The 25,623-nt window shown below is 72.4% G+C and carries 24 protein-coding genes; 4 read left to right on the top strand and 20 right to left on the bottom strand.

The features are described from left to right. The first annotated feature begins 21 nt into the window (after positions 1–21). The 4 genes from tal to pgl are packed head-to-tail and all read left to right on the top strand — an operon-like array spanning position 22 to position 4,464. The gene (gene tal, locus ACNYC2_RS09665; protein WP_419707808.1) at positions 22–1,188 is read left to right on the top strand and encodes a transaldolase; all 1,167 of its coding nucleotides are present in this window, start codon (positions 22–24) and stop codon (positions 1,186–1,188) included. Continuing rightward, entirely contained in the window at positions 1,185–2,747 is a 1,563-nt protein-coding gene (zwf, locus tag ACNYC2_RS09660) for a glucose-6-phosphate dehydrogenase (RefSeq protein ID WP_419706794.1), read from the top strand. Before tal ends, zwf begins: the two co-directional genes overlap by 4 nt. Then, positions 2,747–3,676, top strand: coding sequence for a glucose-6-phosphate dehydrogenase assembly protein OpcA (gene opcA, locus ACNYC2_RS09655; RefSeq protein WP_419706793.1), 930 nt, complete (start codon positions 2,747–2,749; stop codon positions 3,674–3,676). Before zwf ends, opcA begins: the two co-directional genes overlap by 1 nt. Next, positions 3,676–4,464, top strand: a complete 789-nt coding sequence (pgl, locus tag ACNYC2_RS09650; RefSeq protein WP_419706792.1) for a 6-phosphogluconolactonase — start codon at positions 3,676–3,678, stop codon at positions 4,462–4,464. Before opcA ends, pgl begins: the two co-directional genes overlap by 1 nt. A 139-nt stretch (positions 4,465–4,603) precedes the next feature. Here pgl and ACNYC2_RS09645 read toward each other — a convergent pair whose 3' ends face one another. From ACNYC2_RS09645 to rapZ, 20 genes are all read right to left on the bottom strand, one after another. Continuing rightward, complete coding sequence (locus ACNYC2_RS09645; protein WP_116675600.1) at positions 4,604–4,966, bottom strand: RNA polymerase-binding protein RbpA; 363 nt, start codon at positions 4,964–4,966, stop codon at positions 4,604–4,606. A gap of 54 nt (positions 4,967–5,020) precedes the next feature. Beyond that, positions 5,021–5,263, bottom strand: coding sequence for a preprotein translocase subunit SecG (gene secG, locus ACNYC2_RS09640; protein WP_020014806.1), 243 nt, complete (start codon positions 5,261–5,263; stop codon positions 5,021–5,023). A gap of 346 nt (positions 5,264–5,609) precedes the next feature. Beyond that, positions 5,610–6,380 (bottom strand): triose-phosphate isomerase, encoded by a 771-nt coding sequence (gene tpiA / locus ACNYC2_RS09635; protein ID WP_419707807.1) that lies wholly within the window; start codon positions 6,378–6,380, stop codon positions 5,610–5,612. A gap of 79 nt (positions 6,381–6,459) precedes the next feature. Continuing rightward, complete coding sequence (locus ACNYC2_RS09630) at positions 6,460–7,659, bottom strand: phosphoglycerate kinase (protein WP_419706791.1); 1,200 nt, start codon at positions 7,657–7,659, stop codon at positions 6,460–6,462. Between the two features lie 114 nt (positions 7,660–7,773). Further along, the gene (gene gap, locus ACNYC2_RS09625) at positions 7,774–8,778 is read right to left on the bottom strand and encodes a type I glyceraldehyde-3-phosphate dehydrogenase (protein ID WP_357510309.1); all 1,005 of its coding nucleotides are present in this window, start codon (positions 8,776–8,778) and stop codon (positions 7,774–7,776) included. A 369-nt stretch (positions 8,779–9,147) separates the two neighbouring features. Further along, on the bottom strand, positions 9,148–10,128 hold the full coding sequence (whiA, locus tag ACNYC2_RS09620; protein WP_116675604.1) for a DNA-binding protein WhiA: 981 nt from the start codon (positions 10,126–10,128) through the stop codon (positions 9,148–9,150). Positions 10,129–10,230: 102 nt separating this feature from the next. Next, a complete protein-coding gene (locus ACNYC2_RS09615) occupies positions 10,231–10,788 on the bottom strand; it encodes an NADPH-dependent FMN reductase (RefSeq protein ID WP_419706790.1) in 558 nt (185 codons plus the stop codon). Further along, complete coding sequence (locus ACNYC2_RS09610) at positions 10,785–11,936, bottom strand: LLM class flavin-dependent oxidoreductase (protein WP_419706789.1); 1,152 nt, start codon at positions 11,934–11,936, stop codon at positions 10,785–10,787. Before ACNYC2_RS09610 ends, ACNYC2_RS09615 begins: the two co-directional genes overlap by 4 nt. Beyond that, entirely contained in the window at positions 11,936–13,084 is a 1,149-nt protein-coding gene (locus tag ACNYC2_RS09605; protein ID WP_419706788.1) for an LLM class flavin-dependent oxidoreductase, read from the bottom strand. The genes ACNYC2_RS09610 and ACNYC2_RS09605 overlap by 1 nt, the downstream gene beginning before the upstream one ends. Before the next feature lie 70 nt (positions 13,085–13,154). Further along, complete coding sequence (locus ACNYC2_RS09600; protein ID WP_419706787.1) at positions 13,155–14,384, bottom strand: LLM class flavin-dependent oxidoreductase; 1,230 nt, start codon at positions 14,382–14,384, stop codon at positions 13,155–13,157. Between the two features lie 5 nt (positions 14,385–14,389). Continuing rightward, the gene (locus tag ACNYC2_RS09595) at positions 14,390–15,457 is read right to left on the bottom strand and encodes an ABC transporter substrate-binding protein (protein ID WP_419706786.1); all 1,068 of its coding nucleotides are present in this window, start codon (positions 15,455–15,457) and stop codon (positions 14,390–14,392) included. 2 nt (positions 15,458–15,459) lie between these two features. Further along, positions 15,460–16,224, bottom strand: a complete 765-nt coding sequence (locus ACNYC2_RS09590) for an amino acid ABC transporter ATP-binding protein (protein WP_419706785.1) — start codon at positions 16,222–16,224, stop codon at positions 15,460–15,462. Continuing rightward, positions 16,221–17,318: an amino acid ABC transporter permease gene (locus tag ACNYC2_RS09585; RefSeq protein WP_419706784.1), complete on the bottom strand. Its 1,098-nt coding sequence runs from the start codon at positions 17,316–17,318 to the stop codon at positions 16,221–16,223. Before ACNYC2_RS09585 ends, ACNYC2_RS09590 begins: the two co-directional genes overlap by 4 nt. Next, entirely contained in the window at positions 17,315–17,926 is a 612-nt protein-coding gene (locus tag ACNYC2_RS09580; RefSeq protein ID WP_419706783.1) for a GNAT family N-acetyltransferase, read from the bottom strand. Before ACNYC2_RS09580 ends, ACNYC2_RS09585 begins: the two co-directional genes overlap by 4 nt. A 97-nt stretch (positions 17,927–18,023) precedes the next feature. Then, positions 18,024–19,817, bottom strand: coding sequence for a dipeptide ABC transporter ATP-binding protein (locus ACNYC2_RS09575; RefSeq protein WP_419706782.1), 1,794 nt, complete (start codon positions 19,815–19,817; stop codon positions 18,024–18,026). Beyond that, positions 19,814–20,626: an ABC transporter permease gene (locus ACNYC2_RS09570; protein ID WP_419706781.1), complete on the bottom strand. Its 813-nt coding sequence runs from the start codon at positions 20,624–20,626 to the stop codon at positions 19,814–19,816. The genes ACNYC2_RS09575 and ACNYC2_RS09570 overlap by 4 nt, the downstream gene beginning before the upstream one ends. Beyond that, positions 20,623–21,585: an ABC transporter permease gene (locus ACNYC2_RS09565; protein ID WP_419706780.1), complete on the bottom strand. Its 963-nt coding sequence runs from the start codon at positions 21,583–21,585 to the stop codon at positions 20,623–20,625. Before ACNYC2_RS09565 ends, ACNYC2_RS09570 begins: the two co-directional genes overlap by 4 nt. Continuing rightward, positions 21,585–23,270: an ABC transporter substrate-binding protein gene (locus ACNYC2_RS09560; protein WP_419706779.1), complete on the bottom strand. Its 1,686-nt coding sequence runs from the start codon at positions 23,268–23,270 to the stop codon at positions 21,585–21,587. Before ACNYC2_RS09560 ends, ACNYC2_RS09565 begins: the two co-directional genes overlap by 1 nt. 403 nt (positions 23,271–23,673) lie before the next feature. Next, entirely contained in the window at positions 23,674–24,684 is a 1,011-nt protein-coding gene (locus tag ACNYC2_RS09555) for a gluconeogenesis factor YvcK family protein (RefSeq protein WP_419706778.1), read from the bottom strand. Further along, positions 24,681–25,619, bottom strand: coding sequence for an RNase adapter RapZ (rapZ, locus tag ACNYC2_RS09550; RefSeq protein ID WP_419706777.1), 939 nt, complete (start codon positions 25,617–25,619; stop codon positions 24,681–24,683). The genes ACNYC2_RS09555 and rapZ overlap by 4 nt, the downstream gene beginning before the upstream one ends. Positions 25,620–25,623 lie beyond the last annotated feature (4 nt).

Below are 25,623 nucleotides of genomic sequence, written 5' to 3'. Positions count from 1 at the left end.
GGACACGAGAGGAAGGGCATGATGACCGACAGCACGACCGACAGCTCAGGCGAGAACGTCAGTCCCACCCAACGGCTGTCCGAGGCGGGTGTCGCCATCTGGCTGGACGACCTGTCCCGTGAGCGCCTGCGGACCGGCAACCTCGCCGAGCTCATCAGCACCAAGAACGTCGTCGGGGTCACGACCAACCCGACGATCTTCGCCGCCGCCCTCGCGCAGGGCGACGCGTACGACGGCATCCTGGCCGAGCTGGCCGGGCCGCCCAACAACGGCGACGTCGAGGCGGCGGTGGAGCGCATCACCACCGACGACGTCCGCGACGCGGCAGACCTGCTGCGTCCGGTCTACGACGCCACCGGTGCCGTGGACGGCCGCGTGTCCATCGAGGTGGACCCGCGGCTGGCCCGCGACACGGCGGCGACGGAGGCCACCGCCGTCCGCCTGTGGGAGACCGTCGACCGGCCGAACGTGATGATCAAGATCCCGGCCACGGTCGAGGGTCTGCCCGCGATCACGTCCACCCTGGCCAAGGGGATCAGCGTGAACGTGACGCTGATCTTCTCGATCGAACGCTACCGGGCGGTGATGGACGCGTTCCTGGCCGGTCTCGAGCAGGCCAAGGAGGCGGGCCACGACCTGTCCGTCATCGGTTCGGTCGCGTCGTTCTTCGTGTCCCGCGTGGACGCCGAGATCGACAAGCGCCTGAACGCGATCGGCACGGAGGAGGCGCTCGCGCTGCGCGGCCAGGCCGCCATCGCGAACGCCCGCCTGGCCTTCGCCGCCTATGAAGACGTCTTCTCCGCTGACAGCACAGGGCGGTGGGCCGCCCTGGCGGCCGCCGGTGCCCAGCCGCAGCGTCCGCTGTGGGCGTCCACCGGCGTGAAGGACCCGAGCTACCGCGACACGATGTACGTGGACGAGCTCGTCGTGGCGGGCGTGGTCAACACCATGCCCGAGAAGACGCTCGACGCGTTCGCCGACCACGGCATCGTGCTCGCCGACACCGTCACCGGTTCCGGCGAGCAGGCCGCCGCGGTCATCGCGGCGATCGAGGCGCAGGGCATCTCCGTCGACGAGGTAACCGCACAGCTGGAGGACGAGGGCGTGACGAAGTTCGAGGTCAGCTGGGACGAGCTCCTGACGACCACCAAGACCGGCCTCGCCGGTGCAGGGGCCGGCGACCGGTGAGGCCGGCGAAGATCGCGCAGGGGATCAACCCCCTGCGCGACCCCCTCGACCTGCGGCTGCCGCGCATCGCGGGGCCGAGCGGCCTCGTGATCTTCGGCGTGACGGGTGACCTGGCGCGCAAGAAGCTCATGCCCGCCGTCTACGACCTCGCCAACCGTGGCCTCCTGCCGCCGGGCTTCGCCCTCACGGGCTTCGCCCGGCGCGAGTGGGAGGACCAGGACTTCGCACAGGTGGTGCACGACGCCGTGAAGGAGCACGCCCGCACCCCGTTCCGGGAGGCGACGTGGCGCCAGCTGGCCGAGGGCATCCGGTTCGTGCAGGGCTCCTTCGACGACGACGCCGCGTTCGAGCGTCTTCGCGAGACCGTCGAGACGCTCGACCGGGAGCGCGGCACGGGCGGCAACCACGCGTTCTACCTGTCGGTCCCGCCCTCGGCGTTCCCGGTGGTGTGCGAGCAGCTCTCGAAGCACGGTCTGTCGCACCCCGACAACGACGCCGACGGCGACGGGGTGGACGCCTGGCGCCGGGTGGTGATCGAGAAGCCGTTCGGTCACGACCTGGCCAGCGCGCGGGAGCTCGACGCCGTGGTCTCGAAGGTCTTCGACCCGGAGTCGGTGTTCCGCATCGACCACTACCTGGGCAAGGAGACCGTCCAGAACCTGCTGGCGCTGCGCTTCGCGAACACGATGTTCGAGCCCATCTGGAACTCGAACTACGTGGACCACGTGCAGATCACCATGGCCGAGGACATCGGCATCGGTGGCCGCGCGGGTTACTACGACGGGATCGGCGCCGCGCGCGACGTCATCCAGAACCACCTGATCCAGCTCCTGGCCCTGGTGGCCATGGAGGAGCCCGTGAACTTCGACGCCGCCGAGCTGCGCGCCGAGAAGATCAAGGTGCTCTCGTCCGTGCGCCTGCCGCGTGACCTCGGCAAGCACACCGCCCGCGGCCAGTACGAGGCCGGCTGGCAGGGCGGCGACCAGGTGCCCGGCTTCCTCGAGGAGGACGGCATCGCGAAGGACTCCACCACGGAGACCTTCGCCGCCGTCCGGGTCGACGTCGACAACCGCCGCTGGGCGGGCGTCCCGTTCTACCTGCGCCACGGCAAGCGTCTCGGCCGCCGCGTCACCGAGGTGGCGGTGGTGTTCAAGAAGGCTCCGCACCTGCCGTTCGAGTCGTCGCTGACGTCCGAGCTCGGCAACAACGCCCTGGTCATCCGCGTGCAGCCCGACGAGGGCGTCACCATGCGGTTCGGCGCCAAGGTGCCGGGTACCGCCATGCAGGTGCGCGACGTGACCATGGACTTCGGGTACGGGCACTCGTTCACTGAGTCCTCCCCCGAGGCCTACGAGCGGCTCATCCTGGACGTGCTGCTCGGCGACCCGCCGCTCTTCCCGACACGCGAGGAGGTCGAGCTCTCCTGGAAGATCCTCGACCCGATCACGTCGTACTGGGCGCGCAAGGGCACGCCCGAGCCGTACGCGTCGGGCACCTGGGGCCCGGCGTCGGCCGACGCCATGATGGAGCGCGACGGCAGGACCTGGAGGCGTCCCTGATGATCATCGACATGCCGGATACCACGACCAACCTGATCAACAAGCGTCTGGTCCGCCTGCGCGACGAGGGCGGCGCGGTGGCCCTCGGCCGCGTGCTCACCCTCGTGGTGCTGGCCGACGAGCAGGACGTCGAGGAGTCGGTGGCGGCAGCGAACGACGCGAGCCGGGAGCACCCGTGCCGGGTCATCGTCGTCGCGCCGTCGAAGCCTGGTTCCGACGCCCAGCTCGACGCCCAGATCCGGGTGGGCGGTGACGCGGGCGCCTCCGAGGTGGTGGTGCTGCACGCCTTCGGCCCGCTCCTGGAGCGGACCGACACCCTCGTGATGCCGCTCCTGCTGCCGGACGCGCCGATCGTGGCCTGGTGGCCCCGTGAGGCGCCCGCGGTGCCGTCGCAGGACCCGGTGGGCGCCATGGCGGCCCGCCGGATCATCGACAGCACCACGGCGGAGAATCCCGCGGACCTGCTCAAGTCGCTCTCCGGGGCGTACGCACCCGGTGACACCGACCTCGCCTGGGCGCGGGTCACGCTGTGGCGGGCGCTCATCGCGGCCGCCGTGGAGCAGCCGCCGTTCGAGCCCGTGCTCTCCGTGACGGTCGAGGGGCAGAAGCGGCACACGTCGCTCGACCTGCTCGCCGCCTGGCTCGGGACCCGGCTGAACTGCCCGGCCGAGGTGGTGCGCACCGGCAGCGACGACGCGATCACGCGCGTGACCCTGGAGCGCAGGAGCGGGCCGATCGTGCTGGACCGGCCCGACGGCCGTACCGTCACGATCACGCAGCCGGGCAAGCCCGCGCGGCGGATCGCGCTGCCGATCCGGGCGCTGAACGAGGCCCTCATCGAGGAGCTGCGCCGGCTCGACCCGGACGAGATCTTCGAGGAGACCCTCATCCGCGGCCTGAAGCAGGTCACCACGCGGACGGCGGCCTGATGACCGGGTCGACGTCCAGGCAGGCGCCGGGGGTGCGGCTCGTCGTCGTGCACCCCGACAAGGAGGTGCTCGCACAGGCCGCGGCCGCTCGGCTGCTCACGCGGGTGCTCGACGTGCAGTCGGTCCGCTCCCCCGTGCACGTCGTGCTCACGGGTGGTTCGGTGGGCATCGCGACGCTCGCGGCTGTGGCCGCGAGCCCGCTCGTGCCGGCCGTCGACTGGTCGGGCGTCCACCTCTGGTGGGGCGACGAGCGGTTCCTGCCGGACGGCGACCCGGACCGCAACGAGACCCAGGCGCGGGGGGCCCTGCTCGACGGCCTGGTCGCCGAGCACGGGCTCCCCGCCGCCAACGTCCACCCCATGCCGGGGCCGACGTCGGTGGCGACGCCCGAGGAGGGCGCGGCGGCGTACGCCGAGCTCCTGCGCGAGCACGCGGGCGAGGGGACCGTCGCGGTCCCCGCGTTCGACGTCCTGCTGCTCGGCATGGGGCCCGACGGGCACGTCGCCTCCCTGTTCCCCGGTCACGAGGTCCTGGCCGCGCAGGGGACGACGACGGGCGTGCACGCCTCGCCCAAGCCGCCGCCGGAGCGTGTCTCGCTCACGTTCGACGCGATCCGGTCCGCCCGCGAGGTGTGGATCGTCGCGGCGGGGGCCGAGAAGGCGGAGCAGGTGGCCGCCGCACTGGCCGACGGCCCGGTGACCGAGGTGCCGGCGGCGGGCGCCGTCGGCCAGGCCCGCACGCTGTGGCTCCTGGACGCGGAAGCAGCCGCCACCACCCCGCCGAAGTAGAACCGTGGCGAAGTAGAACTACAGCCAGATAGAACTGTGGCGAGACAGAGCTGGAGCGGGACGACCTCGATGGGTTGTCCCGCTCCAGTTCTATCTCGCCACAGTTCTACTTCGCCAGATGTTCGTCTGCTGAAAAGCCTTAGCGCGCTACACGGCCGCCACGGCGGGTCCGCAGCGCCTCCAGCGCCTCCTCCAGGAGGGCCGCGCCGTCCTCTTCGGACCGGCGCTCCTTCACGTAGGCGAGGTGCGTCTTGTACGGCTCGTTCCGCACGGGCGACGGCGGGTTGACCGGGTCCATCCCCGCGGGGAAACCACAACGCGGGCAGTCCCACTGGGCGGGGGCCTCTACGTCCTCGCCCACCGAGAAGCTCGGTGCCGTCTCGTGCCCGTTGGCACACCAGTAAGAAACTCGGATACGTGGCGCAGTGTCGCCCCGCTCCGTCTCCCCGAGAGGGCCGGCGCCTACCCGGCTCCCCCGAATCGCATGACCGCCTGATGCCACGTCTGTCGTCCCCTCTGTGTGTGGCCGTCAGCTGCTAGGCGCTTGGCGACCGGTTCAGCTGACCTTCTGGATGAGCCCGAGCAGGACGATCACCACTGCCCACACGAGGGCGAAGGCGATGGTGATGCGATTGAGGTTCCGCTCGGCGACACCGGAGGAACCGGCGCCCATCGAGATACCGCCACCGAACATGTCGGACAGTCCGCCACCCTTGCCCTTGTGGAGCAGGATGAGCATGGTGAGGAAGCCACTGGTCAGGACCAGCAGGACTTCCAGGATGATGCGGAGCGCGTCCACGGGTTCACGTCCTCGGTTGTAGGTGGTGCCGGGGCGTTTTCCCGGCGGCGGATCGGTCAAGAGTAAGCGAGACGCACCTCACAGTGCGAACCCCCTGTTCAGAACCTCTTTGAGGTCTCATAGAACCCTGAGCAGAGCCCTGAGCAGGAGTCACACCCGGAACATCACGCCCGAGCGAGAGTACATCAGCGAGGTTGCGGGAGTGTCTCGGAACGGCACGTGTCATTCGCTCTGGCGCTGGTGTGCGGCGCGGTTGCTGGTCGAGCCTGCCGAGAGAGGTCTCGACAGGCTCGACCAGCGGTGGTCAGCTCGACCAGCGGGGTCAGGCTCGACCAGCGGAGTCGTCTCAGGCGGTGACGTGGGACTGGTAGCGGGCGATGCGCGCGAACTCCTCGGGGTCGAGGCTCGCCCCGCCCACGAGCGCGCCGTCGACGTCGGGCTGCGCCATGATCTGCGCGACGTTGCCGGACTTCACCGAGCCGCCGTAGAGCACGCGGACGCCGGCGGCGATGTCGGGGTCGCACAGCTCGCCGAGCACGCGGCGGATCGCGCCGCAGACCTCCTGCGCGTCCTCCGGCGTGGCGACCTCGCCCGTGCCGATGGCCCACACGGGCTCGTAGGCGATGACGATCTTCGCGATCTGCTCGGCGGGCACGTCGACGAGCGCGGCCTCGACCTGCGCGAGCGTGTACGAGACCTGGTCGCCGGCCTTGCGGACGTCGAGGCCCTCGCCCACGCACAGGATCGGCGTCAGGCCGTGCGCGAAGGCGGCACGCACCTTGGCGTTGATCAGGTCGTCGGACTCGCCGTGGTGCTCGCGGCGCTCGGAGTGCCCGATCGCCACGTAGGTGCAGCCGAGCTTCGCGAGCATCGCGCCGGAGATCTCACCGGTGAACGCGCCCGACTCGTGCTTGGAGATGTCCTGGGCGCCGTAGACGAGCTCGAGCTTGTCGCCGTCCACGAGCGTCTGCACCGACCGCAGGTCGGTGAACGGCGGGAGCACCGCCACCTCGACCGCGTTGTAGTCGTGCTTGGCGTCCTTCAGGGACCAGGAGAGCTTCTGGACCGTGCTGATCGCCTGCTGGTGGTCCAGGTTCATCTTCCAGTTGCCCGCCATCAGCGGCGTGCGGGTGGTAGCCACGTGTTTTCTTCCTTCGTTCTGAGTTCTGTGGGGGTACGGCAGGTCGGTGGGCGCGTCAGTCGGCGAGAACCGTGAGGCCCGGGAGCTCCTTGCCCTCCAGCAGCTCGAGGCTCGCGCCGCCGCCGGTCGAGATGTGGCTGAAGCCGGCCTCGTCGAAGCCGAGCGCGCGCACGGCCGCTGCCGAGTCGCCGCCACCCACGATGGAGAACGCGCCATCGGACGTCGCGTCGATGATGCCCTGCGCCACCGCGCTGGTGCCCGCGGCGAACGCCTCGAACTCGAAGACGCCCATGGGACCGTTCCACGCGATGGTCTTCGCGTCGGCGAGCTTCGCGGCGAACAGCTTGCCGGACTCCGGGCCGATGTCGAGGCCCATGGTGCCGTCCGGGATCGCGTCCGCGGAGACGACCTGGTGCGGCGCGTCGGCGGCGAACGAGTCCGCCGCGACGATGTCGACGGGCAGCACGATCTCGACGCCGTTCTTCTCGGCGGTCTCGATGTACCCCTTGACGGCGTCGATCTGGTCATCCTCCAGCAGGCTGTTGCCCACCGAAAGGCCCTTGGCCGCGAGGAAGGTGAAGACCATGCCGCCGCCGATGAGCAGGCGGTCCGCCTTGGTCAGCAGGTTCGCGATGACGCCCAGCTTGTCCGACACCTTGGACCCGCCCAGCACGACGGCGTAGGGCCGCTCCGGGTCGCCGGTCGCCTTCGACAGCGACTCGACCTCGTTCAGGACCAGGTCGCCGGCCGCGGCGGGCAGCACCTGCGCGACGTCGTACACGGAGGCCTGCTTGCGGTGCACGACGCCGAAGCCGTCGGAGACGAACGCGTCCGCGAGCTGCGCGAGCTCACCGGCGAGCTCGGCGCGCTCGGCGTCGACCTTGGAGGTCTCGCGGGCGTCGAAGCGGACGTTCTCCAGCAGGGCCACCTGGCCGTCGGCCAGGGCGTCGACCGTGGCCTTCGCCGACGCACCGACGAGGTCCTCGGCGAGCGCGACGTCCTGGCCCAGCAGCTCGCCCAGGCGGGCGGCGACGGGCGCGAGGGAGTACTGGGGGTCCGGCGTGCCCTTGGGGCGGCCGAGGTGGGCCAGCACGACGACGCGGGCGCCGGCGTCCGTCAGCCGCTTCAGCGTCGGCAGGGCGGCGCGGATACGGCCGTCGTCCGTGATGGTGGTCCCGTCGAGCGGCACGTTGAAGTCGGAGCGGACCAGGACGCGCTTGCCGCGCAGGTCGCCGAGGGAGTCGATGGTCTTCATGAGCACTCCAGATTGAGGTTCCGGCGGTCAAGGGTCCGTGACACGACGACGTCCGCGTGCGTCGGCAGGCCGATGCGCACGCGGACGTCGTAGTTCACGCTGGGGCGAGGAAGGTCAGAGCTTCTCGCCGACGAACACGGTGAGGTTGACGAGGCTGTTCGAGTAGCCCCACTCGTTGTCGTACCAGGCGACGACCTTGACCTGGTTGCCGATCACCTTGGTGAGCTTCGAGTCGTAGATGCTCTGGTGCGGGTTGGTGACGATGTCCGAGGAGACGATCTCGTCCTCGACGTACTCCAGGACACCCTTGAGCGGGCCCTCGGCGGCAGCCTTGACGGCGGCGTTGACCTCGTCGATCGTGACCTCGCGCGAGGCCTCGAAGGTCAGGTCCGTGGCCGAGCCGGTGATGACCGGCACGCGCAGGGCGTAGCCGTCCAGCTTGCCCTTGAGCTCCGGCAGCACCAGGGCGACGGCCTTGGCCGCACCCGTCGTCGTCGGGACGATGTTCTGCGCGGCCGCACGGGCACGACGCAGGTCGCCGTGCGGGCCGTCCTGCAGGTTCTGGTCACCCGTGTAGGCGTGGATCGTGGTCATGAGGCCACGCTCGATACCGATCGAGTCGTTCAGCGCCTTCGCCAGCGGGGCGAGGCAGTTCGTGGTGCACGACGCGTTCGAGATGATGTGGTGCGCGGCCGGGTCGTACAGCTCGTTGTTGACGCCCATGACGAACGTGGCGTCCTCGTTCTTGGCCGGGGCCGAGATGATGACCTTCTTGGCGCCGGCGTCGATGTGCGCCTTCGCCTTGGTGGCGTCCGTGAAGAAGCCCGTGGACTCGATGACGATGTCCGCACCCAGCTCGCCCCAGGGGAGGTCGGCGGGGTTGCGCTCGGCGAGGGCGCGGATCTTCTTGCCGTCCACGATGATGTTCTCGTCGTCGAAGTCGACAGACTTGCCGAAGCGGCCCAGGACGGTGTCGTACTTGAGCAGGTGCGCGAGCGTCTTGTTGTCGGTCAGGTCGTTGACCCCGACAACCTCGATGTCTGCACCCGACTCGACGAGAGCCCGGTAGAAGTTCCTGCCGATACGGCCGAAGCCGTTGATGCCGACGCGGATGGTCACAATGCCCTCCTCAGGGGGCGCCGGCCGTCCCGGCGCACACGTTTCCTTGTATCTGTCGCCACTGCCGTCGATGCCCGACGGAGCGTGCGTTGCAGGGTGATCCGGGCGCCGCGACCCCGCGACGACCCGAACGGGAAACGCGATGGTCACGGCGTCGTCACCTGACGATTTCGAGCCTATACCCGAACCCGGCCGAACCGTGACCCGAGCCCAGACAGTGTGGAACTCAGGGTTCTGTTAGTTCTCACAAGACGGATCGGGCAGTCAAGGCCCAAGACCCGGGTATCTCGTCAGACACCGCCGGACGTGTCAGACGTACAGATCACCCGGGTGACCTGTACGTCTGACACGTCCGGCGGTGTCTGACAGTCAGAGGTCCAGCAGGTCAGCGGGCAGCCCGGCCTCGGTGTCCGGGATGCCCAGCTCGAGCGCGCGCTTGTCCGCGGTCGACAGCAGACGGCGGATCCGGCCCGCCACCGCGTCCTTGGACAGCTGCGGCTCGGCCAGCCTGCCCAGTTCCTCGAGCGACGCCTGCTTGTGCGCGAGCCGCAGCTCACCGGCCTGGCGCAGGTGCTCCGGCAGCTCGTCGCCCAGGATCTCGAACGCCCGCTGGACCCGCGCGCCCGCCGCGACGGCAGCCCGCGCGGAGCGGCGCAGGTTCGCGTCGTCGAAGTTCGCCAGGCGGTTGGCCGTGCCGCGCACCTCGCGGCGCTCGCGGCGCTCCTCCCAGACCTTGAGGGTCTCGGGCGCGCCGATGCGCTCCAGCATGCGGCCGATGGAGTCGCCGTCGCGGATGACCACGCGGTCGATGCCGCGCACCTCGCGGGACTTGGCCGCGACGCCCAGCCGGCGGGCCGCGCCGACGAGCGCGAGCGCCGCCTCCGGCCCGGGACTGGTGATCTCGAGCGCCATGGACCGGCCGGGTTCCGTCAGCGAGCCGTGCGCCAGGAAGGCGCCGCGCCACACGGCCTCGGCCTCCTGCACGCCCGCGGAGACGACCTCGGGCGCCAGTCCGCGCACGGGCCGGCCTCGGGCGTCGAGGAGCCCCGTCTGCCGGGCGAGCGACTCCCCCTCGCGCACCACGCGCACCACGAACCGCGAGCTCTTCCGCAGGCCGCCCGCCTGGACCACGATCAGCTCGCTCGTGTGCCCGTACAGGTCGTGGATGGCATGCCGCAGCCGGGTCGCGGCATGCTCCGTGTCGAGCTCTGCCTCGATCACCACGCGACCTGAGATGATGTGGAGGCCGCCGGAGAACCGCAGCGTCGCGGAGACCTCTGCCTTACGGCAGGATGTCTTCGCCACCCTCACCCGCGCGAGCTCCTCCTTGACCTGTGCCGTGAGCGCCATGGCGTCATCCTGCCATGGTCGGGCGCGAGGGGACCCGGTGGAATCGCGGATACTCGGGCGAATTGTCCCGGCGTGTCGCCTGCACGGTTGTCCCTCCGGCGGTTATCCGCTGTGCGGCAGCGGCGCGAGGACGGCCCGGCCGAGCGTCGCGGCCCAGCGCTCGAGCCAGGCGTCGAGCAGCGGGCCGACGTCGGCGAGCTGGCCCTCGGTCACCGCGAACGTCCGCGCGGGCACCACGGCGCCGAGCTCGACGAGCACCGGCCGCAGGTGCACCTCGCCCGCCAGCGCGTGCGCGGGGCTCGCGGAGACCACGACGGGCACGACGACGACGTCGGCGAGCGCGTCCGGGCCGTAACCGTCGAGGAACGCCTTGAGCAGGCCCGTGTACGACGCCTTGTAGACCGGCGTCGCGACGACGACGACGCGCGCCGTCGCCACCCGGTCCCGTGCGGCGGCCACCGCCGTCGACCCGGTGAGGACCTCCGGGGCGAGCAGCGCCAGGTCGACCGGGTCGGTCGCGGTCAGGCCCAGCTCGACCGCGATCCGGCGGCCCACCTCCTCGGCCAGCCCGAGCGTGCGGGAGCCGGACCGCGGGTTGCCGCTGACGACCACCAGGGCGTCCGCGTGCGCGTTCGTGTACTCATCCGTGTGCGTGGTCATACCCTCGCCTCCGTCTTCGTCGTGGTCGTGGTCGTGCGCGGTTCCCGGAGGTCGACGGCGGTGAAGCCCGCGGCCCGCCGCTCGTCGCGCGGACCCCACAGGTCGGTCCTGACCTCTGCCCGCACCTGCGGGATCACCTCGGCCGCGAACCGGCGCAGCACGTCCTCCTGGTGCGCGGGAGCGAGCAGGTGGTTCACGGAGACCGCCTGGAGCACGTGCCCGAACGAGGAGTGGTAGTCGAGGATCTTCTCGGCCACCCGTTCCGGGGAACCCACCAGCGCCGGGCCGCGTTCCACCGCCTCCTCGAGCGTGCGAAAGCTGGTCACCTTGCCGATCGCGCCGGGTGCGTGCCTGCGCGCGTCCTGCTGCCGTACCTGCCCTTCGTAGATCGGCCGGTACTGCTCGACCGCCTCCTCGGTGGTGTCGGCCAGGAACAGGCCGCCCGACCCCGCGCCCACGAACCCGTAGGCCGGGTCGTGCCCCGCGGCCGCGTACTGCTCGCGGTACCGGTCGATGAGCACGCCGTAGTTCTCCCGGGGCTGGAGCGCGTTGGCGCTGACTATCGGGTCGCCGTGCTCCGCGGCCAAGCCGACGGCGAACTGCGACGTCGCCGAGCCGTGCCAGATGCGGAACGGGCCGGCGAACGGCCGCGGCAGCGTGGTCGCATGCTCCAGCCGGTGGCGGTGCCTGCCCTCCCACGTGACGTCCTCCGAGGAGAGCAGGAGCCGCAGCAGCTCGTAGTTCTCTCGCAGGTACTCGTACTGCTTCGCGATGTCGAGGCCGAGCAACGGGTACTGCAGGTCCTCGTTGCCCTTGCCGATGACGATCTCCAGCCGGCCGCGGCTGAGCTGGTCGACGGTCGACAGGTCCTCCGCGAGCCGGATCGGGTCGTGCAGGGAGAGCACCGTGACGCCCGTCGACAGCAGGATGCGGGACGTGCGGGCCGCGATGGCCCCGAGGATGACGGTGGGCGCCGACGAGAGCACCGGGCCCGCGTGCCGCTCCCCCACCGCGAACGAGTCGAACCCGAGCTCCTCGGCGAGGACCGCGGTGTCGACGATCCGGTTCAGCCGGTCGGCGGGCGGGACCTGCTCGCCGGTGACGGGGTGCGGCGGGTTGAACGCGATGTCCAGGACCTGGAAGCGCATCAGGCCGCCACAGTCTCGGCGGCGTTCCCGGCGGAGTCCCCGGCAGCGGTCCCGGCAGCCCGGTCGCGCTCGGCCACCCCCTCCTTGACCAGCGGGATGACGTACCGGCCGAAGTCGATCGCGTCGTCGAGCAGGTCGTAGCCGCGGGCCGAGATGACGCGCACGCCCAGGTCGTAGTACGCCAGCAGAGCCTCGGCGACCTGCTCGGGCGTGCCGACCAGCGCGTTGGAGTTCCCCGCACCGCCGGTCGCCTTCGCGGTGGCGGTCCAGAGCGCCGTGTCGAACCGCTCGCCCTGCGCGGCGATCTCCAGCAGGCGCTGCGATCCCGCGTTCTCGGGCTTGTCGATCGGGTGCCGCCGGCTCAGGATGCCGCCCTGCGCGGCCTTGCGCGCCTCGATCCGGCCCAGGACGTCGTGCGCCTTCGCCCAGGCGAGCTCCTCGGTCGGCGCGATGATCGGCCGGAACGCCGCGTGGATCCGCGGCGGCGTGGTGCGGCCCGCCGCTCGCGCCTCGGCGTGCACGCGGGCGATCTGCTCCGCGGTGCGGTCCAGGGGTTCGCCCCAGACGGCGTAGATGTCGGCCTCGGCCGCGCCGACCGGATACGCGGCATCGGACGAGCCGCCGAACGAGATCGTGGGCACGTGGCCGGGATGCGGCTTGGCGTCCAGCACGAAGTCGTCAAAGTCGTAGAACTCGCCGTGGTGGTCGAACGGCTCGGCGCTGGTCCACGCCCGCTTCACGATCTGGATGTACTCGCGGGTGCGGGCGTACCGCTGGTCCTTGGTCAGGGTGTCGCCCTCGCGGCCCTGCTCGTGGTCGTTGCCGCCCGAGATGAAGTGCACGGAGAGCCGGCCGCCCGAGAGCTGGTCCAGGGTCGCGAACGTCTTGGCCGCGTACGTCGGGTAGGAGACGTTGGGCCGGTGCGCGAGCAGCAGCTCGAGGTCCGGCACGTGCGCCGCGACGTGCGCGGCGAGCACCGCCGGCTCCGGGCCGGACGAGCCGTAGGCGAACAGGACGCGGGTCCAGCCGTTGTCCCGGTGGGCGCGCGCGATGCGGACCAGGTAGTCGTGGTCGACGGCGGCGGTGGTGCGCTCGTTCGTCTCGGAGGCGTCGCTGGTGGTGGCGATGCCGAGGAACTCGACGGGCATGGTGGTGCTCCTTCGGTGCGGGGATCCAGTACGGGGTTTCGGGTCGGCGTTCGGGGGTCGGGTCGCTCGGTCAGGCCGCGCTGACGGCCGCGTCGTCGCGCTCGGCGTCGGGCTGGTCAGCGTCGTCGCGCTCGACGTCGGCCCGGCCGGTGATGCCCCAGGCCTCGGCCAGCAGCTCGAACGAACGGCGGGTCTCGGCGGGGTCGTGGGTGGCGGTGGTGACGAGCAGCTCGTCGGCGCCGGTGACGCGCGCGAGCGTGTCGAGGCGTTCGACGACCGTGGCCGGGTCGCCGACGATCCGGGTGTCGACGCGGTCGGCGACCAGCGCGCGCTCGGCGTCGGGCCGGTCGGTCCACGCGATGGCGGCCGACGGCGACGGGTAGGCCATGGCGCCGCGCTCGCCACGGCGGATGGACAGCACCCAGTCGGCGAACGGCTCGGCGAGCACGCGCGCCCGTTCGAGGGTCTGGGCGACGAGGACGTCGGCCGAGACCACGACGTACGGCTCGGCCAGGACGCCCGGCCGGAACGCGGCCCGGTAGGCCGCCACGGTGTCCAGGACGGTCGCGGGGCTGACGTGGAAGTTGGCCGCGAGCGGCAGGCCCAGCTCGCCCGCCACGACGGCGCTCTCGCCGCCGCTCGACGCGAGCAGCCACAGGTCGAACGCGGCGCCCTCGACGGGCGGGCTCCCGTACGCGTTGCCGGCCCCGTCGCGATAGGTGCCCTGCCGCAGCGCGAGCACCTGTTCCACCTCGTCCCGGAACCCGGCGGGCTTCCGGTGGGCGCCGATCACCTCCTGCTGGGCCAGGAGCCGCTCCCGCAGCGCGGGGTCGTTGAGCCCGTTCGGCGGCGCGGGCGGCACGTAGAGCCCGTCGACCAGGCGCGGGACGGCGGGGGCGGGCGGACGCGGCGGCTGGGCCGAAGCGGCCGGCGCACCCTGGCCCGACGGCGGGACGGTGAACGCCCTGCCGAGCCCCAGGTCGACCCGGCCGGGGTGCAGCGCGGCGATCGTGCCGAACTGCTCGGCGGCGACCAGCGGCGACGTCGTCGACAGCAGGACCGCGCCGGACCCGACCCGGATCCGCGAGGTGCGGGCGGCGACCGCCGCCGCGAGGACTGCCGGCGCGGCCGAGGCGACGCCTGGCGCCAGGTGGTGCTCGGCGTACCAGACGCGCTGGTAGCCGAGCGCGTCGAGGTCGATCGCGAGTGATACCGCGCGCTGGATCGCCTGGACGCCGGTGGAGCCCTCGGCGACCAGGGCCAGGTCGAGGACGGACAGCGGGACTCTCGGGTTGCTCATGTTTTTCACTCCTCGGTCTTGGGCAGGCCTGGCGGGTTGGTCTCGGAGCTCTCCACTGCCTCGGACTCCAGTCCCCAGCGGTCCAGCACCTGCTGGTAGGACCCGTCCTCGATGGCGTGGTCGAGGGCCGCGGTGACCGCCTCGGCGGCGTCGGCGCCCTTCTTGGTGGCGACGGCGATCTGCGCCGTGTCGGGCCAGCCGCCGTTCAGCGTGCCGACCACCTTGAAGTCGTCCGGGGACACCGCCGCCTGGTACGCGAGCGAGGCGTTGGGGCCCACGTAGGCGTCGAGCCGCCCGGACTGGAGGGCCAGCAGCACGTCGGAGAGCTGCTCGTAGTAGTCGGGACCCTTGACGGGCTCCAGCCCGTCGGCCTGGTTGAGGCGGTCCCACTCGAGCAGGATCTTCTCCTGGTTCGTCCCGGAGCCGACGCCCACCGTCAGCCCGGCGATGTCCTCGCGGGAGTCGATGGTCAGGTCCGAGTCGGCGGCCGTGAGCCAGCCCAGCTCGTCGATGCGGTAGCTGGAGAAGTCGATGGTCTCCTTGCGCTCCTCGGTCACCGTGATGTTGGAGATGACCGCGTCGACGTCGCCCGACTGGAGGGCGAGCGGCCAGTCGGCCCAGGCCTTCACCTCCAGCCGCAGGTCCTTGCCGAGGGCGTCGGCCACGAGCTGCGCGATGTCGGTCTCGTGGCCGATCGGGGTCTTGTCGTCGTCGGCGAGGAAGGCGAGCGGCGGGGAAGCGCTCGCGCTCACGGCGACGGTGATCTCGTCCTTGTCCGCCCACTCGGCGGGCAGCAGGTCGACCGCCTCCGCGGACTCCGTGGTGCGCACGCGCTCCTGGTCGGGGGCGGTGCTGACCTGCAGGCCCGCCGACTCGGGCGCGTTCTCGGCGAGGCCTGCCGCGCCGTCCGCCTCCTCGGGCCGCTCGGTGCTGGCGGCCGAGCAGGCCGCGGTGAGCGCGAGCAGCGGCACGGTGGCCAGGGCGAGCAGTCGGTTCCGGGCGGCTCGTCGGGTGACGGTCACGGTGGTTCCCTTCGGGTTCGGGGCAGGCTTGGGGGCTGGTTCGGGGGTCACGGTCACAGGACCTTCTCCAGGAAGGCCCTGGTCCGCGGGTTGGCGGGGCTGTCGAGCACCTGGTCGGGCGGCCCCTGCTCGATCACGACGCCCTCGTCCATGAAGACGACGGTGTCCGCGACCTCGCGGGCGAAGGCGACCTCGTGGGTGACGACGACGAGCGTGGTGCCGGTGCCCGCGAGCTCCTTGATGACCTGGAGCACCTCGTCGACGAGCTCGGGGTCGAGCGCGGAGGTCGGCTCGTCGAAGAGCACCACCGCGGGCCGCAGGGCGAGCGCCCGGGCGATGGCCACGCGCTGCTGCTGGCCGCCCGAGAGCTGCCGGGGCCGGGTGTCCGCGCGGTCGGCGAGCCCGACGCGGGCCAGCAGCTCGCGCGCCTCCGCCTCGGCCTCGGCGCGGGGCCGGCCCTGCGCGTGGACCGGCGCCTCCACGACGTTCTCCAGCACGGTGAGGTGCGGGAACAGGTTGAAGTTCTGGAACACGAACCCGATCCGGGTGCGGCGGCGCAGGATCTCGCGCTCGGTCAGCTCCCGCAGCGTGCTGCCGCGCCGGGCGTAGCCGATGAGCTCGCCGTCCAGGGAGACGAACCCGCGGTCCACCTTCTCCAGGTGGTTGATCGCGCGCAGCAGCGTGGACTTGCCCGACCCGGACGGGCCGATGATCGCGGCCACCTCGCCGGGCCGGACGGTGAGGTCCACCCCGCGCAGCGCCTCGAGCAGGCCGAACGACTTGTGCACGCCCCTGATCTCGAGCAGGCCCCCGCTCATGCGGCACCCCGGTCCGTGCGCGGGGCACCAGCGCGCGGGGCGACCCAGCGCCCTACCCGGACGCGTGCGGCGAAGGCGGGCGGGACGCCGTCGGGCACCGGAGCGCCGGTGAGGCGCGCCCAGCCGACCTGGGCCTCCCACCGCGCCCGCTGCAGCGGCGTCGGCGGAAGGGTGCGCAGAGCGCCCTTCGCGTAGTGCCGCTCCACGTAGTACTGGACCACCGTGATGAGCGTCGTGAGCGCCAGGTACCAGATCGCCGCGACGATGAGCAGCGGCACCACGCGGCCGTTGCGGCCGTAGATGACGCTCACTATGTAGAACAGCTCGCCGTACGCGAGCACGTAGACGATCGAGGTGCCCTTGAGCAGGCCGATCACCTCGTTCACGGCGGTGGGAACGATGGAGCGCATCGCCTGCGGCAGGATGATGCGCCGCACCTGACGGTGCCGCGGCAGGCCCAGCGACGCCGCGGCCTCGTGCTGGCCCTGGTCGACGCCGAGGATCCCGGCCCGCACGATCTCCGCGCTGTACGCCGCCTGCGACAGGCCCAGGCCGAGGATCGCCGCCCAGAACTTGTCGATCAGGTCGAGCGTGTCGAAGAACAGGAACTCCGGCCCGAACGGGATGCCGAGGCTGAGGACCGGGTACAGGTAGGCGAGGTTGTACCAGAGCAGCAGCTGCAGCAGCAGGGGCACCGAGCGGAACACCCAGGTGTAGGCCCACGAGACCCCCTGCAGCAGCGGCGAGCGCGACAGCCGCATGAGCGCCAGCACGGTGCCCAGCGCGAAGCCCACTATCGAGGCCGTCACCGTGAGCCGGATGGTGGCCCAGGCGCCCTCCAGGATCGACGGCCACGTGAGGTAGCGCGCCACGACGTCCCACTCCCAGCGGTCGTTCGTGACCAGGGAGGAGACCACCATGGCGAGCAGCACGGCGACGACGCCGGTCGCGAGCCAACGCCCGGGGTGCCGGGCCGCGACGACCCGCAGGTCCTCGTCGGCCGGCCCGGCGGACGCCGTGCCGTTCCCGCCCGGCGGCAGGCCGGGCGGCGGGTACAGGAGCCGGGACTCACCCTCGGCGAGGTCGGCGCTCATGTCGCCAGCCATTTCTCGAAGGGGAACGGTTCGAAGGGAACCGGCTCTCCCGTGCCCGACGACGCGGCGCCCTGACCGGCCGCTGCCGCCGAGAGCGGCGTGTAGCCGGTGGTCCGGTACAGCGCCGCCGCCTCCGGCTGGCGGGGGCCCGTGGTCAGGTAGAGGCGCGGGTAGCCGAGCTGCCGCGCCCGTGCCTCGAGCTCGGTCAGGACCCGCCGCGCGAGGCCACGACGGCGGTGCGCCGTGTCCGTCCAGATGCGCTTGAGCTCCGCCGTCGGCACGGCGGGCGCGCCGTCCGCGTCCCGGGCATCGGCCCGCGCCAGGCGTGCGGCCTCCCCGAGCTCCGGTTCGAGCCGACGGCGGAACGCGCCGCCCGCCACCGGCACGCCGTCCTGCAGCAGGAGGATCAGGGAGCCGACCGGCGGGGCGAACTCGTCGGCGCCGTAGTGCGCCATCTCGGCCCGGTGCTGCTCCTCCGTCAGGACGTCGTGGTACCGGGACCGATACTCGACGGAGAGTCCGGCCAGCAGCGGCTCGACCAGCGGGTCCGACAGGTGTGCCTCCCGGACCTCGAGCGCCGGGGACGTCCCGGCGGAGAGGGCGGTCATCGTGGCGCCCTCTCGGGCTCGCGGCCGGCCCGGCCAGAGCCGGTCTGGCCAGAGCCGGTCTGGCCAGAGCCGGTCGCAGTGCGCTGCAGTGCCTCGGTCATGTCAGGTCCTCCGGGTAGTGGTGCGTGGTGGTGCGGGCACCTGGGATCGCCGCGATCAGCTCGGCGGTGTACGGGTGGGTGGGGTGGTCGAAGACCTGCCCGACGGGGCCGGTCTCCACGAGCCGGCCGTCGCTCATCACGCCGACGTGGTCGGCGACCTGCCGCACCACCGCGAGGTCGTGCGAGATGAACAGGTAGGTGAGGTCCCGCTCCGCGCGCAGGCGGGCCAGCAGGTCCAGCACGCGGGCCTGCACGGACACGTCGAGCGCCGAGGTGGGCTCGTCGAGCACGAGCAGCTCCGGGTCGAGCGCGAGCGCCCGCGCGATCGCCACCCGCTGGCGCTGGCCGCCCGACAGCTCGGCGGGCCGGCGTCGGGCCAGGTCCGGCGAGAGGTGCACCTGGTCGAGGAGGTGCGCCACCCGGTCGCGCCGCTCCGCACGGTCTCCCACGCGGTGCGCGCGCAGGGGCTCCTCCACGACGGCGGCGACGGTGAACCGGGGGTCCAGGGACGAGTAGGGGTCCTGGTGCACCAGCTGCGTGCGGCGCCGGGTGGTCCGGTCGTCGCCCACCAGCGCGCCGTCCAGCTCGACGACGCCGGCGTCCGGCCGCTCCAGACCGAGCACCAGGCGGGCGGTGATCGACTTGCCCGAACCCGACTCCCCCACCAGCGCGAACGCGGAGCCGCGCGGCACGGTGAACGAGACGTCGTCGACGGCCCGCAGCCGGTCGCGGCGGCCCAGCCGGAACTCCTTGACCAGGCCGCGCGCGTTCAGGAGGACGGGCTGCGGCGTGCGGTCGCCGGCCGCCGCGTCGGGGGCCGGAGCCCGGTCCGTCGTCGTGGCCGGTCCGGAGGTCGCCGCGGTGGTGACGGCTGTTTCGGCGAGCGCGCTTGGCACAGTATTTCTGCCGAGCGTCGCTCTGCCGGGCGTCGCCGCGACCAGCTCGCGGGTGTACGGGTGCTCCGGGCTGCCCAGCACGCGGGCCGCGGGCCCCTCCTCGACCACCAGGCCGTCCTTGAGGACCACCACGCGGTCGGCACGGTCGGCGGCCACCGCGAGGTCGTGGGTGATGAGCAGCACCGTGGTCCCCGCGCGCGACGTGAGGTCGCCGAGCAGGTCGAGCACGCGGCGCTGCACCGTGACGTCCAGGGCGGACGTCGGCTCGTCGGCGATCACCAGCTCCGGCTCGCACGCCATCGCGATACCGACGAGCACCCGCTGCCGCATGCCGCCCGAGAGCTGGTGCGGGTACTGCCGCGCCCGCTCCGCCGGCCGGTCGAGCCCGACCTCGCGGAGGATCTCGACGGCCCGTTCGCGTGCGGCCCGGCGCGGCGTCCCGTGCACCACGAGCGCCTCGGCGACCTGCTCCCCCACGCGCACCACCGGGTCGAGCGCCGTGCCCGGGTCCTGCGGCACGAACCCCACGCGGACGCCGCGCACGCGCCGCCAGGCGTCGGGCAGGAGGCCGGTGAGCGGCGTCGGGCGTGGCCCGGCGCCCAGTGCGACCTCCCCGGCGGTCACGCGGCCGCCGTCGGGCAGCAGGCCGATCAGGGCGTGCGCCGTCGTGGACTTGCCGCTCCCCGACTCGCCCACGAGCGCGACCACCTCGCCCGGGCGTACGTCGAGGTCCACGCCGTGCACCACCTCGTGGTCGCCGTAGGCGACGCGCAGGCCGCGCACGCGCAGCAGGCTGTCCGACGGCGCGGGCGGTACCGCCGTCGGCTGCGTGGACTTCCGAGGTGCGGACGCCCGGGGTACGGACGCCGCCTGCGTCCTCGTCGTGACTGTCATCGGTCGGTCCTTCCATCGCGGGTGAGCGCCCGCCCGAGCACGCCCACCGCGAGCACGAACAGGGCGATGACCAGGCCGGGCAGCGTCGAGTACCACCAGGCGACGGCCAGGTAGTCGCGGCCCTCCGCCACCAGCGAGCCCCACTCCGGGGTGGGTGGCGTGGCGCCGTAGCCGAGGAAGCTCAGGGCCGAGACCGCGAGGATCACGGCCCCCAGCTCGACGGCCGCGAGCGCCAGCACCGGGCCCGCCGCGTTCGGCAGCACGTGCCGCAGCAGGACGGTGGTGCGGCCGGAGCCGGCCAGCCGGGCCGCCTCGACGTAGGTGGCGTGCCGCACGCGCAGCACCTGGCTGCGCATGACGCGGGCGAACGTTGCCACCGAGGCGATGCCGACGGCTATCGCGACCTTGACCGTCCCGAAGCCGAGCGCGGTGACGACCGCGAGCGAGAGGAGCAGGCCGGGGATGGCGAGCAGCACGTCGGTGGCGCGCATGAGCGCGTCGTCCACGGGTCCGCCGACGAAGCCCGCGACCAGGCCGATGCCGGAGCCGGCCACCAGCGCGACGCCGATAGCGAGCAGCGCGGCCCGCACCGACAGGCTGGTGCCGTGCACGGTGCGCGCGAACAGGTCGCGGCCGAGGTGGTCGGTGCCGAACCAGTGGGCGCCGTCCGGCGGGAGGAGCTTGTCGGCGGGGACGCCGGTGATCGGGTCGTGGCCGCTGAACAGGCCGGGGACGAGCGCCCAGACCAGCACGAGGGCGACCACCGCGAGCGCCACCAACGAGGCGGGCCGGGTGAGGGTGCGGATCATCGGGCACCTCCCCGGCCGCGGTGGGCTCCGGAGAGCACGCGCGGGTCGAGCAGCGGGTGGGCGAGGTCGACGAGGAGGCTGGTGACGACGAACACGGCCGCTGCGACCACCACCAGCCCTTGGACGACCGGGATGTCCTGGGTGGTCACGGCGTTCTCGACGAGCCTGCCGAAGCCCTGCCGGGAGAACACCGTCTCGACCACGACCGTGCCGCCGAGCAGGTTGCCCACGAGCACGCCGAGCACCGTGACGGTCGGCAGGGAGCCGTTGCGGGCGACGTGGGCGCCGAGCACGCGGGCGCGGCCGGCGCCCTTGGCGAACGCCGTCTCGACGTAGGGCGCCCGCCAGGCCTCGCGCAGCCCCTGGGACAGCACCTGCGCGACGACAGCGGCGAGCCCCACCGCGAGCGTCACGGCGGGCAGCACCAGCGAGGCGAACCCCTCGTTGCCCACCGCGGGGAAGACGAACCAGGTGAACGAGAACAGGTGCAGCAGCACGAGGCCTACCCAGAACCCGGGCACCGCGACGCCGAGCGGGGGCAGCGCGAGCAGCAGGTCCCGCAGCCAGGCGGTCCTGGTCCAGGACGCGAGGGTCGCGATCCCGACACCGGCGGCCACACCGAGCACGAGCGCCAGGCCGGCGAGCTTCGCCGTCTCGGGGAAGGCGTCGGCGATGAGGCGGGTCACGGGGGCACCGCTGCTGATGGAGGTGCCGAGGTCGCCCGTGAGGGTGCGGCCGAGCACCGTGAGGTACTGCTGGAGCGGACCCTGGTCGAACCCGTAGCGCTCGCGCAGCTCGGCGACGCGCGCGGGGTCGACCCGCTCTCCCCCGGCGCCCTGGTCGAGCATGATCGCGACGGGGTCGCTGGGCAGCAGGTACAGGATGACGAACGACACGGTGAACGCCGCCCAGAGGACCGCGGCGGCGCCGCCGACGCGGCGCACGACGTGGGCGAGCATCACTCCTGCTCGATCCAGGCGTCGTGGAACAGCAGGCGCGAGGAGGCGTCGAAGGTCACGCCGTGGACGTCGCCGCGCACCCCGATGGACTGGGCGAGCTCGAACAGCGGGATCGCGAGCCCCTGGTCGAGGATCTCGTGCTGCGCGTCCGCGACGAGGGCCTCGCGGGCGGCCGGGTCGGCCTCGCCGAGCTGCTCGTCGAGCAGCGGGTCGACGGCGTCGTCGGGCTCGCGCAGGCTGAGGTTGCGCTGGGCGGTGGAGAACTGGGTGCGCAGGATGTCGGCGTCGGCCCGCGTGACGTTGTAGTAGTACAGGTCGTAGTCGCCGGACTCCTGGGCGGTGGTCTGCTCGGCCGCGGTGAGCTGCCGCAGCCTCAGGTCGATCCCCACCGCGCGCAGCTGCTGGGCGGCCAGCTCCAGCACCGCGCCGCTACCCGTGAACACCGGGGTGTAGGTCACCTCGATCTCGAGCGGCTCGCCGTCCTTGGTGCGAATGCCGTCCGGGCCCTGCTTCCAGCCGGCGTCGTCGAGGATGCGGCCCGCCTCGTCCGGGTCGGAGGCGAGCAGGTCGGACTGGTCGGCGTACCCGGGCGTGGTGGAGGCCAGCACGCTGGTCGCGGGCTCGAACGCGTCGGAGAGGACGGTGTCGACCAGCTCCTGGCGGTCGACCGCGACGAGGAGCGCCCGCCGCACGTCCGGGTCGTCCAGCGGCGGCCGGGTCACGTTGGGCTGGAGCACGAACGGCACGCCGGGGTTGGCGCGGGTCAGCACCTCGCCGCCCGATCCTTCGACCTGCGGCACGTCCTGCGGCAGCACGTCGCCGACGGCGTCGAACTGGTCGGACGCGAGCCCGCCGGCGCGCACCCCGGACTCCGGGACCACGGTGAACTCGATGCTGTCGAGGTAGGCGTCGCCGTCGTGCTCCGACGACTCGGGCGCCCAGTCGTAGCCCTCGCGCCGGGTGACCACGGCGCCCTGGTCCTGGGTGTAGCTGTCCAGCACGAACGGCCCCGAGCCGACGACGTCGCCCTGCAGCCGCTCGGCGGGATCCACCGCGGCGGTCTCCTCCGACAGGATCGCCAGCGAGACTGTGGAGGTGGCCTGCAGGAACTGCGCGTTGGCCTCGTCGAAGACCACGGTCGCGGTGTGCTCGTCGGAGACCTCGGTCTTGGTGTAACCCGCGAGATAGCTGGCCGCGAGCGGCGCTGTCGCCCCGAGGTCGCCAGCGACGGCGTCGAAGCTGGCCCGGACGTCGTCGGCGGTGAGCGGGCTGCCGTCGGAGAACGTCACGCCGTCGCGCAGGTGGAAGGTGAAGCGGGTCAGGTCGTCGCTGACGTCCCAGCTCTCGGCGAGCCAGGGACCGATCTCGCCCGTCTCCGGGTCCTGGTCGGTGAGCGAGTCCGCGAGCTGGCGGGCCACGTAGATGCTGACGTTCGTGCCGACCTGCTGCGGGTCGACCCCCTGGGGCGCCGCCCCGAGCGCGAACCGGAGCGTGCCGCCCGGCGTGGGGTCGGTGGGCACGCCGCCGGAGGCGGCATCGGGTCCAGCGCCGGAGGCGGCATCGGGTCCGGCGCAGCCGGCGAGAGTGAGCGCGGCGACCAGGGCGGTCGTGATCACGGCGGTGGCGTTCACGGCGGGGGTGTTCACAGCCGTGGCGTTCGTGCGGCGGGGGCGGGTCGGGACCATGAGGTGTCCTCTCGGGGCACGGCGAAGCGGACCCGCGCGAGGGTGCGCGCAGGTCCGTCACCGACGGTGACGTGGGGGGAGGTGGGTGCGGCGGGCTGATCTGTCTGCCGCGGGTCGGTCCGCGGCGGTGCGGGCGGTCAGCGGCGTGCGGGACAACACTCCTGGGCCCGACACATGGGGCGGGCGGGGGCGGTCTGCGCCGTGCCGTTCATCGCTCGTGCCATGCCGGTCTCCCTCCGATTCAAATTCCCTATCAGATTGATAGGGATTCGGTATGCGGGAAAGTACGTCGACCCCCGGAGCATGTCAACGGTGGTCGGGAACGGTCTCGCATCTCGGACGGAACGCCCACCGGGCGCCGGGCCGGCGCGCGGCACCGGGCCCGCGCGAACGGCCTGGCACGTCAGACGTCGCCGTAGACGCCCTCGAACACGTCGCGGTAGGCGGCGGCCAGGCGCAGCCCGTCGTGCTTGGTCGTGTCGTCGCCGCGCCGGACCTGGCGCATGATCACGCGTGCGCCCATGGACGCGGCGGCGGCCTCCAGGGCCGTGACGTCCTCGACCGCCGACGGGTCGGCCAGCACCGCGTCGATCCTGAGGCCTGGCGCGTGCTTGTGCAGGGCCTCCAGGTGGTCGACGGCGGTGAGGCCCTCCGTCTCGCCGTTCTCCGCGGACAGGTTGAGCGTCACGCAGCGGCGCGCCTTCGTGACGTGCAGGGCCTCGGCGATCGCGGGCACCAGCAGGTGCACCAGCACCGAGGAGTACCAGGATCCGGGGCCCAGGACCACCCAGTCGGCGTCGAGCACCGCCTGGACCGCCTCCGGGGGCGCGGGCGGGTCCGCCGGGAGCAGGCGCAGCTGCTCGATCCGGCCCTCGGTGACGGCCACGCGGCTCTGCCCGACCACGGTCTCCAGCGCGGGCTCGGGCTCCCCCGGCGCGGCGGCGTGCCGTACGTCGGCCTCGACCACCAGCGGCACCGATGCCATCGGCAGCACGCGACCCCGGGCACCGAGCAGCCGGCCGACCCAGTCCAGGCCCTCGACCTCGTCGCCGAGCAGCTCCCACAGCGCCACGATCAGCAGGTTGCCCATGGCGTGGTTGTCCAGCTCGCCCGACGACGCGAAACGGTGCTGCAGCATCGCGCTCCAGGTGCGGCCCCACTCGGAGTCGTCGCACAGGGCGGCGAGCGCCATCCGGAGGTCGCCGGGCGGCAGCACGTCGAGCTCGTCACGCAGGCGCCCGGAGGAGCCGCCGTCGTCGGCGACCGTCACGACCGCCGTGAGACGGTCGGACATGAGGCGCAGGGCCGAGAGGCTCGCAGACAGGCCGTGCCCGCCGCCCAGCGCGACCACGGACGGGTTCTTGCTCCACTCCGGTGCGGGGACGTCCGGCACCCCCGGCGCGTGCGGGATCATTCGCGGCCCAGATCACGTGCCGAGACGGTGACGAGCTGGCCTCGGGCACGGAGTCGTTCGGCGATGGCTTCGGAGATGGCGACGGAACGGTGCTTGCCTCCCGTGCATCCCACGGCGATGGTCACGTAGCGCTTCTCCTCGTTGAGGTAGCCGGCGAGCACCGGAGCCAGGGCGTCGACGTAGCGGTCGATGAACTCGACGGCGCCCGGCCGGGCGAGCACGTAGTCGCGTACCGGCTGGTCACGCCCCGTCAGGTGCCGGAGCTCGGTGATCCAGTAGGGGTTGGCCAGGAACCGTACGTCCACCACGTGGTCGGCGTCCAGGGGTATGCCGTACTTGAACCCGAACGAGATGACGTTGACGCGCAGCACCTCGTTGATGTCGTGCGCCAGCCACCCGCGGATCTCCCTCGCGAGGTCGTGCACCGACAGGTCCGAGGTGTCGATCCGCAGGTCGGCCCGTGCGGCCAGGTTCGCGACGACGGACCGCTCCTCCGCGATGCCGTCGAGGATGCGGCCCTCGCCCTGCAGCGGGTGCGGCCTGCGGACCTGCTCGAACCGGCGCACGAGCACCTCGTCGCTCGCGTCCAGGAACAGGATCCGGTAGGCGACCCCCGCCTCCGTCATGTGCACGAGCACCTTGTCCAGCTCGGAGAAGAACTGCCTGCCGCGGACGTCCACGACCACCGCGACGCGTTCGATGCTCGACCCCTTGGCCATGAGATCGACCAGCGGCACGAGCATCATGGGCGGCAGGTTGTCGACGACGTACCAGTCCAGGTCCTCCAGGACGGCCGCCGCTCGCGACCGGCCGGCGCCGGACATCCCGGTGATCACCAGTACCTGCGGCTCGCTGTGCTCCGGGCTGTGCGTGGCGGCCTCGACCTCGGCGATGCCGTCCGGTGCGGTGATGGGTGACGGCTCGGTGTTGCTCATGGAG

Source organism: Promicromonospora sp. NFX87 (assembly GCF_048564965.1).
GTDB lineage: Bacteria > Actinomycetota > Actinomycetes > Actinomycetales > Cellulomonadaceae > Promicromonospora.
The sequence above is the reverse complement of the archived record's forward strand: the minus strand, read 5'-3'. Positions and strand labels throughout refer to the sequence as shown.

Bases quoted from the DNA above. Each gene is read 5' to 3' on its own strand.
- tal (WP_419707808.1), top strand. From the start codon at position 22: ATGACCGACAGCACGACCGACAGCTCAGGCGAGAACGTCAGTCCCACC.
- opcA (WP_419706793.1), top strand. From the start codon at position 2,747: ATGATCATCGACATGCCGGATACCACGACCAACCTGATCAACAAGCGT.
- pgl (WP_419706792.1), top strand. From the start codon at position 3,676: ATGACCGGGTCGACGTCCAGGCAGGCGCCGGGGGTGCGGCTCGTCGTC.
- tpiA (WP_419707807.1), bottom strand. From the start codon at position 6,380: ATGGCGGGCAACTGGAAGATGAACCTGGACCACCAGCAGGCGATCAGC.
- ACNYC2_RS09630 (WP_419706791.1), bottom strand. From the start codon at position 7,659: ATGAAGACCATCGACTCCCTCGGCGACCTGCGCGGCAAGCGCGTCCTG.
- whiA (WP_116675604.1), bottom strand. From the start codon at position 10,128: ATGGCGCTCACGGCACAGGTCAAGGAGGAGCTCGCGCGGGTGAGGGTG.
- ACNYC2_RS09615 (WP_419706790.1), bottom strand. From the start codon at position 10,788: ATGACCACGCACACGGATGAGTACACGAACGCGCACGCGGACGCCCTG.
- ACNYC2_RS09610 (WP_419706789.1), bottom strand. From the start codon at position 11,936: ATGCGCTTCCAGGTCCTGGACATCGCGTTCAACCCGCCGCACCCCGTC.
- ACNYC2_RS09605 (WP_419706788.1), bottom strand. From the start codon at position 13,084: ATGCCCGTCGAGTTCCTCGGCATCGCCACCACCAGCGACGCCTCCGAG.
- ACNYC2_RS09600 (WP_419706787.1), bottom strand. From the start codon at position 14,384: ATGAGCAACCCGAGAGTCCCGCTGTCCGTCCTCGACCTGGCCCTGGTC.
- ACNYC2_RS09590 (WP_419706785.1), bottom strand. From the start codon at position 16,224: ATGAGCGGGGGCCTGCTCGAGATCAGGGGCGTGCACAAGTCGTTCGGC.
- ACNYC2_RS09585 (WP_419706784.1), bottom strand. From the start codon at position 17,318: ATGAGCGCCGACCTCGCCGAGGGTGAGTCCCGGCTCCTGTACCCGCCG.
- ACNYC2_RS09580 (WP_419706783.1), bottom strand. From the start codon at position 17,926: ATGACCGCCCTCTCCGCCGGGACGTCCCCGGCGCTCGAGGTCCGGGAG.
- ACNYC2_RS09575 (WP_419706782.1), bottom strand. From the start codon at position 19,817: ATGACAGTCACGACGAGGACGCAGGCGGCGTCCGTACCCCGGGCGTCC.
- ACNYC2_RS09570 (WP_419706781.1), bottom strand. From the start codon at position 20,626: ATGATCCGCACCCTCACCCGGCCCGCCTCGTTGGTGGCGCTCGCGGTG.
- ACNYC2_RS09565 (WP_419706780.1), bottom strand. From the start codon at position 21,585: ATGCTCGCCCACGTCGTGCGCCGCGTCGGCGGCGCCGCCGCGGTCCTC.
- ACNYC2_RS09560 (WP_419706779.1), bottom strand. From the start codon at position 23,270: ATGGTCCCGACCCGCCCCCGCCGCACGAACGCCACGGCTGTGAACACC.
- ACNYC2_RS09555 (WP_419706778.1), bottom strand. From the start codon at position 24,684: ATGATCCCGCACGCGCCGGGGGTGCCGGACGTCCCCGCACCGGAGTGG.
- rapZ (WP_419706777.1), bottom strand. From the start codon at position 25,619: ATGAGCAACACCGAGCCGTCACCCATCACCGCACCGGACGGCATCGCC.